Origin of the sequence: Pseudomonas fuscovaginae SE-1, from assembly GCF_000364705.1 — a bacterium.
Classification (GTDB): domain Bacteria; phylum Pseudomonadota; class Gammaproteobacteria; order Pseudomonadales; family Pseudomonadaceae; genus Aquipseudomonas; species Aquipseudomonas fuscovaginae_A.
Genome location: NZ_AQOH01000358.1, coordinates 20,953 through 28,343 on the forward strand (window position 1 = coordinate 20,953; position 7,391 = coordinate 28,343).

A 7,391-nucleotide genomic window follows, 5' to 3' on the forward strand; every position below is an offset into this window, starting at 1 on the left:
AAAAAAGCGCCCCCGTGCGCTTTTTCTCCCTGGATACCGAATGGCAGACCACCCATCTGCAATTGATGCTGGGCTGAGCTCAGCTCATTGCTTCAGCCGCAAGGCAGGGTTGTCTGCCCGTACCTCTTCAAGGATCAGCAGCGGATCCTTGAAGAGGTAGCCCTTGAGATCGCGGGCCTTGCGCAGGTCCTGAAGCTCGCACGTCCAGATGTTCAGGCCCTTGCTGCCCTTGCGATGCACCCGCTGCTTCTCGAAACAGCGCTGGACCCAGCGCCATTGCTCAGTGCCCTGTGACTTGATCCGCTCCGGATGCTCCTGGACATAGCGGTGGAAGATTCCCGGAGAGACCATGAACGCCGTGCCGGCAACACTGTGAACCTTTGCCGCGGCCGTGTTGGTCGAAATCCGGCCTACAAGGATGCCTTCGCGAAGCCACTGGATGAAAGCCTCGCCCTGGGCCTGGTCAGCCAGATCGTCGCTTGCCTCGGCACCAACCGGCGCAGCCACTGCCTCAGGAACGACCTCGACGGGCGACGGCCGCAACGTCCTCGCCGGACTGCCCTCCTGCCCATTGACGTTCGATGCCTGGTCGGCCTGGGCCAGCAGTTCGCCCAAGGCACCGGCCTGTTCATCATGCCCCGCCAGCGCATGGATCAAAGCCCCCCAGAGTTCGGGGTAGCCATTCAACCACTGGAGTGTCGAGTGAGGCACCAACTGGCTGAGCAAGAGGCCGGCCGCGGCGGCATGAAGCTTGTCCGGGCAATCGTTGACGAACCTGAAACGATAAGGCCGGTCGGGCGGCCCCATCCAGGGATGCCATGTCGTGCCAGTGGACAGTTGCACATTCATCTCGACGATGATTCTCCCAAGATCGCGCAACCAGGCCGCATAGGCCATGGCGACGCTCCAGGCCTCCGCCTGGGCGCCCTGCACTTGCGCACTGGCCCCGACCGGCAACAACCGCGACTGTCGCAATTTCAGCACATAGACCGTGGTACTCAGGCAGTGATCGAGCAGACTACCGGGATAGGCCTGATGACCGTACTGCGCGGCAGGAAACTGCTGGGCCAGTTCGGCGCAGCGCTCGATGGGCTTGAGATAGAGCGCCTCGAACTGGTCGCGTGACAGGGAGACGAGTTGCCAGATCTGCCCCAGCAGCGCTTGCCGGCGCGGCGCCGCCAGGAGCTCGGCGGCTGTCTGCGGGCTGAAATACCCAATTGCAGGCTCCGCTCCCTGGGAACCTGAATCTGCGACGTTCATTTTCAGCAACCGGCGCCAGAACATCGACGTGCCCCCCTATCCGTGGACAGACCTCTCGAATTTCCGGGCCGCTTTCGACGAACCCTGCCGCCCGTAAATCCTCGCTTTCTACTCGGATTTATGCATTTGCAAGGGAATGACGACCAGCAAAAAACAGGTTTGCGGCTTGCGTGTTTTCAGCCGCGCAAAAGGAGCCGCACACCAGACAGGCACCTGGATCAGCGTTGGGAAAGGATGCAGCCGAGCAGCCCGGGAAAGCGCGTATCGAGCATCTCCAGGCGCAATGAATTCATATGGGTAGTACCGACATTGCGGGTATGCACCAACCCAGCATCACGCAGCACGCGGAAGTGATGGGACATGCTGGACTTGGGCCGTCCGCCATCCAGTTCACCGCAGGTCGCCTCGGCGACGCCGGCCAGGCAGCGAACGATTTCCATGCGCACGGGGTCACTCAAGGCGTAGAGCACGCGTTCGAGCATGAGGTCTTCGGGAGCCGGGTGTTTGAATTCTCGCATGCCATCAATGATATCAAGACTTCCCTTTATTGCCATAGTTCGATTACCATCGAACAAACGAATCAACCTCACCCACCGTCTCCGGGAGATTTTCCATGTCGGCATTGTTCCAACCCTACACGCTCAAGGACGTCACCCTACGCAACCGCATCGCGATTCCACCGATGTGCCAATACATGGCCAACGACGGCCTGATCAATGACTGGCACCAGGTCCACTATGCCGGTCTGGCACGCGGCGGTGCCGGCCTGGTGGTGGTCGAAGCCACCGCCGTGGCACCGGAAGGCCGCATCACCCCGGGCTGCGCCGGTATCTGGAACGACGAACAGGCCCAGGCCTTCGTGCCCGTGGTCAAGGCCATCAAGGCCGCAGGCTCAGTGCCGGGCATCCAGATCGCCCACGCCGGCCGCAAGGCCAGCGCCAACCGCCCATGGGAAGGCGACGACCACATTGCCGAATCCGACGCCCGTGGCTGGCAGACCATTGCCCCATCCGCCCTGCCCTTCGGCGCGCACCTGCCGAAAACGCCAAAGGCCATGGCCCTAGACGACATCGCGCGGATCAAGCAGAACTTCGTCGATGCCGCCCGTCGCGCCCGCGATGCCGGTTTCGAGTGGATCGAATTGCACTTCGCCCACGGCTATCTCGGCCAGAGCTTCTTCTCCGAGCACTCCAACCAGCGTACCGACGCCTACGGCGGCAGCTTCGACAACCGCAGCCGCTTCCTGTTGGAAACCCTCGCCGCCGTGCGTGAGGTCTGGCCGGAAAACCTGCCGCTCACCGCGCGTTTCGGCGTGCTGGAATACGACGGTCGCGACGAGAAGACCCTCGCCGAATCCATCGAGCTGGCCCGCCGGTTCAAGGCCGGCGGCCTGGACCTGCTGAGCGTCAGCGTCGGCTTCACCACTCCGGATGCCAACATCCCATGGGGCCCGGCGTTCATGGGCCCGATCGCCGAGCGCGTGCGTCGCGAAGCCGATATCCCGGTGACCTCGGCCTGGGGCTTCGGTACCCCGCAACTGGCCGAAGGCGCCCTGCAAGCCGGGCACCTGGACCTGGTCTCGGTCGGCCGTGCACACCTGGCCGACCCGCATTGGGCGTACTTCGCGGCCAAGGAGCTGGGCGTCGACAAGGCTGCCTGGACGCTGCCCGCTCCTTACGCGCATTGGCTGGAGCGTTATCGTTGAGCTGAAGCAGCGTTGAATCAGGAAGGCACCGATAGTTCGGTGCCTTTTTTGTTGCTGCGCCCCCCTCTAAGGGCGACAGGTTTTGGGCGCCAATAAATCAAAATCGACCGTTTTCATTAGCAAAACGCCACTACATCCCTTAGGCTTCGCATCGCGAAAAGCATGCGCCAGGGCGACCGATATACAAGACTTGGGCGTGCCTTCCTCTCCTTTCTGCCCAAAGAGCAATGGAATGTCCCGCAATATCGGTAACGAATACCTCCAGGCCGTACTGACCGGCCTTCGCTTCGTGTTCCTGATGGTGATCTCGGCCTGGCTTGCCGGCAAGTTGCAGGGACTGTTCCACAACCACAACACCTTCGTGTTCATCGGCATGCTGATGGCAATCTGGTTTGTTCTCAACGACCTGCTGGAAAGGGTCGGCAAGAAACGCCGCCGCGCGTCCTCCGAGAAAACCACGCGCCCGCGAGAACACTGATCACCCCATAGCAAAACAACCAGGAATATCATTTGCCTATACCCCCACTTCGCCAGATTCGCGCGCATTACGACGACCGCACCCTCCGCGTGTACCAGGCCTATTCGGATTCGATCGCCGAGGCCGCTCTTGCCCACGGGACCTTCGTCTCGCCGCCGTTCAAGATGGAACGGATGACCTGGATAAAACCCTCGTTCCTCTGGATGATGTACCGCGCCGGCTGGGGCCTGAAGGACGCCGGCCAAACACGCATCCTCGCCATCGACATCACTCATGAAGGCTTCGCCTGGGCCTTGGAACACAGCTGCCCGAGCCACCCCGAGGAATCGATGAGCCAGGAACAATGGCTGGCGCTGAAGGAGAAGTCCCCGGTGCGCATCCAGTGGGACCCGGAGCGCGACCTGCATCTGCAACCGCAGTCCCATCGCGCTATCCAGATTGGCCTCGGCCAGGAAGCCGTCAACCTTTATGTCAATGAGTGGATACACAACATCACCGACGTGACCCCGCTGGCTCGTCATATCCACGGGCTGGTATGCGCAAACAGGCTTGCCGAGGCGCAGCAGGCGCTTCCAGTCGAAGTCGAGTACAGACGCCCGGCTGGCCTGCCCCCCCAATAATCATCCGGACAAACACTCTCAAGGAGATTCATCAGTCATGAAGAGAACCCAACTGCTGACCCTGGCGCTCGTCCTGGCCCTGCCCGCCTGCCACTCCAACGTCAGGGACTCCTCGCCCACCTTCCTCAAGGATGGTGTGCAACTGGGCCAGAACAAGGTCACCGTCGATGCCCAGCACGCCAAGGTCATCATGAAGTCAGCGGGCAACTTCGTCCCCGTGGAGTTTTCGATCCGCCGCTCGGCGGACCCCGACCAGCGCACGGAAGTGCTGGGCAAAGTGGCGTATACCGGCCGCGGCCAGGTGTTCGGCTGGATCGCCAAGCTCAATGAGACCAGTCACAGCGCGCTGCTCAAACACTTCCCGCAATTGGAAATACAGGCCGACCCCGATCAGTTGCTGGAGGTATGGGGTAACGCCCGCGGGGCAGGAGCCGGTGCCCTTTACACCTGTGGCCCCATCAGTACCCGCTTTACGCCACAGCGCAGCAAGACCTACCTGGTCGAGTTCCAGTCCGTCCAGCAGCGCTGTGAGCTGCATGTTTATGACGTGACAAAGCCGAAGGAGCGTATTCCTGTGGAGAGCACGTCTTCGACTGGAGAAATCTCGGCGCTTCCCGTGCCATGAACTCCTGGGAAGGCCGGGTTTCCGGCCTTCCCCCATGCTCAGGGGCGAAACACGTCACGCCTCCCGTTTCAGCCCGGCACGGCCTGGTTATTGGCATCAGCCGTCAGCGGCTTGTCCAACAACGAATCCACCCACCATTGTGCCAACTCGATCAGGTGCACGACGCCCAGCGCGACGTTGCGGTTGGAGCCCGTCTGGCTGTCGGCATTTTCGTAGGCGGCAGCAGCAGCGGACTGCAGGATGGAGTAGACGGTGACAAGGGCGGTTTCCGGGCTGTTCGTTTGCGGTGGGAACCGTGGTGGGGGAATCGAGCGCTGCGGCTGAACGTTGGCGCCGGATCATTGCCATGAGAGTTGTTCTGTCTTGGCCGTACTCATGAAAGCGAACCCGTTTCCTTCCCTCTAATCATGAAAAAAACACAATACTGACCCCGGCATCACTCAGATAATAAAGCCCTTCAAGCTCTCCTGTTATACTCGGCATCGCAAAGAGTGGTTCCGAGACAAATGAAATAGGAAAATTCGAACTCATAAAATCAAAGATCCCTGGGTGTTTCTCCCAGACGGGCTTGACAATCCCGTTCCAAAAGCAAAGGCAAGTCCCATCGTCCATGAACATGACAGGCTTCAAATACTCCACTGAGGCATTAGCATCCCAATATAAGTAACCGATATATTCCTTTCCATTGGCACAGCAGAACCGAGTTCTTATGACAGCCTGGAAATCAGAGCAGACATCCTCCTTACCAATAGGGCGGACAGTCAGCTCATCCTCTGCAGAATCATCCATCGGAAAAAACCACGCCCCATACTGCGCGAAATCATCGGCAGTCAGTTCATACACCTGTTTGTCCACTACAGCCACCACTCATTTGCCCCCCCCCCTGCGCTCACGAATCAGCTTGCAGCTGTTTCCAGACAAATGCCGTATCCAGAAGGCCAGCTATCGACCCGATCAATGCGAAAGCACCAAGACCGAGCCAGAATGCAGGGAGAAGCACAGTCGTCGACTTTTCCACCAACACCGATCCGGTAAACATCAGCCACATCAGCAAACCACTGCCCGCTCCGCCGATCACATAACGCCAGGCTGTCGTCAGGAATCGCTCCACCAGCCACAGCACCGGCCAACAGACCAGCATGCTGAGCAGTGCCCCGCTCACGAAAAACAGGAAAAATATCGGCAGAACCGACTCCTGGGCAAAAAGGAAATACACGGACGCAGCGCCACCAAGGACCAATCCTCCCGCCAGAGGAAGCGCCATCACCGAACGCCAGCTCCGCCCTGCCGGCGCCCCCTCCCGACCGTTCAAGCGTTCCACCCAAGGTATAACCAGAGCGTACCAGGCGCCCAACGCAATACCGCCGAGCACCGCTGACCTGAACAACTGCAGGGAAAAACCGCCGAAAAAGAGGTAAAGCACCAGGCTCTGGAGCATCCCATTCACCAGGTGCCGCGTCCTGGACATTGGCCAGCGACGATCCCCCAGCAATAGCAAGGGAAGCCCCAGAGCCAGGGAACTGATGAATCCGAACAATGCCCGGGGAAACAGCGACTCGGCGGAGAACCGGGTGCCTTCCGACAGTACCAGCGCGGCGACGAGTGCACCGCCGATCAGCACAGCGAACAGACGTAGCTCAAGGTTGGATTTCACTTGTTGCGTGCGGGTAGAGGTCACGGCTTCCTGCCTGTGAAAATCGAAAAGTCTATCCTGCCGTCTCAGGCTTTGGCATTAGCTTTCCAGTCATTTATTGACCACCATGGTCATGGCAAGCATGTCGCCCAGGCGCCGCCGGAGCCCGAACAGTACAAAAAGGGCATCCAGTACACTGAACAATACCTTCGGTACGTTGCGCAGAAACGACTGAAACACCGTGCACCGTGTATTCACAGGGAAACCGACAACCGAGATGCCCATCAGCCGCTTGCCCAGCGTTTGGCCGTTGGGCAAGGCATCACCCAACAAAAAATAACCTAGAGCCAGAAAAAGTAGGGTATTTTCCAGCAGATTGAGCGCTATCCCAATCCCCGACCTACCTGGGAATGGAAGAAAATCCAGAAAATGCTCAAGCACAACCAAAAGAAAAATCACTAGCAGGTCAATCACGTAGGCGAACAGGCGTTTCCATGGACTGGCGAGATCATAGAGAGAAACTGAAGAGATGGATTCGGTAGTGCTCACACTAGGGTCCTTGCGTAGAATGTATAATTTTCCGATAAAGCGCCTGCAAAGCGTCAAACAGGATCTGGCTGGATCAAGACATAGCAGCCCCCAACAGCAGGAATCATGCCTGCCTAAAAAACATGGCTCACCCCTGCCCCGAAGCAACTGAAAACTCCGCGAAAGCAGAACCTTTTCACCATTTCAACTAGAAACTAAAAAATCTGTTTCAACGTTGAATTGAAGGGCAAATCCAGCAGTTAAAAAACAGCAGAGCACGCTGGCATTTGACCTTGACTCGAGACCGGCAAATGGAGAACCCCGTCTCTCGAGTTGAAAATCGCGCCCTACTCAAATTTGCCAACTCACGAAACAAAAGACATAACTTTCAAGTCAAATTCAAATTCCTCAGCTTCTTCGACAGGCAAACGTTTTAAATGACTTGCCAAATCCATCTCAGAAATCATCCTAACAACCTCCTCCTTATGATAGTTAACCTGTTTAGAGAACCCAAAAACAAACAAAACAGAACATGCAACCTC

Annotated in this window: 10 protein-coding genes; 4 read left to right on the forward strand and 6 right to left on the reverse strand. The window is 58.4% G+C overall.

Features of this window, described 5'->3' with window-relative positions:
• Positions 1–84 precede the first annotated feature (84 nt).
• Together K675_RS0128160 and K675_RS0128165 are read right to left on the reverse strand one after the other, a co-directional pair.
• Positions 85–1,260: a helicase/relaxase domain-containing protein gene (locus K675_RS0128160; protein ID WP_232434492.1), complete on the reverse strand. Its 1,176-nt coding sequence runs from the start codon at positions 1,258–1,260 to the stop codon at positions 85–87.
• Positions 1,261–1,478: 218 nt separating this feature from the next.
• Positions 1,479–1,814, reverse strand: coding sequence for an ArsR/SmtB family transcription factor (locus tag K675_RS0128165; protein WP_026145606.1), 336 nt, complete (start codon positions 1,812–1,814; stop codon positions 1,479–1,481).
• 59 nt (positions 1,815–1,873) lie between these two features.
• Between K675_RS0128165 and K675_RS0128170 the strand changes: the two genes are divergently transcribed.
• From K675_RS0128170 to K675_RS31545, 4 genes are all read left to right on the forward strand, one after another.
• The gene (locus K675_RS0128170) at positions 1,874–2,965 is read left to right on the forward strand and encodes an NADH:flavin oxidoreductase/NADH oxidase (RefSeq protein WP_017906805.1); all 1,092 of its coding nucleotides are present in this window, start codon (positions 1,874–1,876) and stop codon (positions 2,963–2,965) included.
• A 232-nt stretch (positions 2,966–3,197) separates the two neighbouring features.
• Positions 3,198–3,443 (forward strand): hypothetical protein, encoded by a 246-nt coding sequence (locus tag K675_RS0128175; protein WP_017906806.1) that lies wholly within the window; start codon positions 3,198–3,200, stop codon positions 3,441–3,443.
• 32 nt (positions 3,444–3,475) lie between these two features.
• Positions 3,476–4,063 (forward strand): DUF4291 domain-containing protein, encoded by a 588-nt coding sequence (locus K675_RS0128180; protein WP_017906807.1) that lies wholly within the window; start codon positions 3,476–3,478, stop codon positions 4,061–4,063.
• Positions 4,064–4,100: 37 nt separating this feature from the next.
• Positions 4,101–4,688 carry a hypothetical protein gene (locus K675_RS31545; RefSeq protein WP_017906808.1) on the forward strand — a complete coding sequence of 196 codons (588 nt, stop codon included), beginning with the start codon at positions 4,101–4,103 and terminating at the stop codon, positions 4,686–4,688.
• Between the two features lie 68 nt (positions 4,689–4,756).
• On the opposite strand, the gene K675_RS34310 is transcribed toward K675_RS31545, so the two are convergent.
• The 4 genes from K675_RS34310 to K675_RS0128200 form a co-directional block, all read right to left on the reverse strand.
• Entirely contained in the window at positions 4,757–4,996 is a 240-nt protein-coding gene (locus K675_RS34310; protein ID WP_080635415.1) for a DUF6124 family protein, read from the reverse strand.
• A 97-nt stretch (positions 4,997–5,093) separates the two neighbouring features.
• Complete coding sequence (locus tag K675_RS0128190; protein WP_232434493.1) at positions 5,094–5,531, reverse strand: hypothetical protein; 438 nt, start codon at positions 5,529–5,531, stop codon at positions 5,094–5,096.
• A gap of 46 nt (positions 5,532–5,577) precedes the next feature.
• Positions 5,578–6,366: a hypothetical protein gene (locus K675_RS31550; RefSeq protein WP_157384008.1), complete on the reverse strand. Its 789-nt coding sequence runs from the start codon at positions 6,364–6,366 to the stop codon at positions 5,578–5,580.
• 66 nt (positions 6,367–6,432) lie between these two features.
• A complete protein-coding gene (locus K675_RS0128200) occupies positions 6,433–6,870 on the reverse strand; it encodes an RDD family protein (protein ID WP_017906811.1) in 438 nt (145 codons plus the stop codon).
• Positions 6,871–7,391 lie beyond the last annotated feature (521 nt).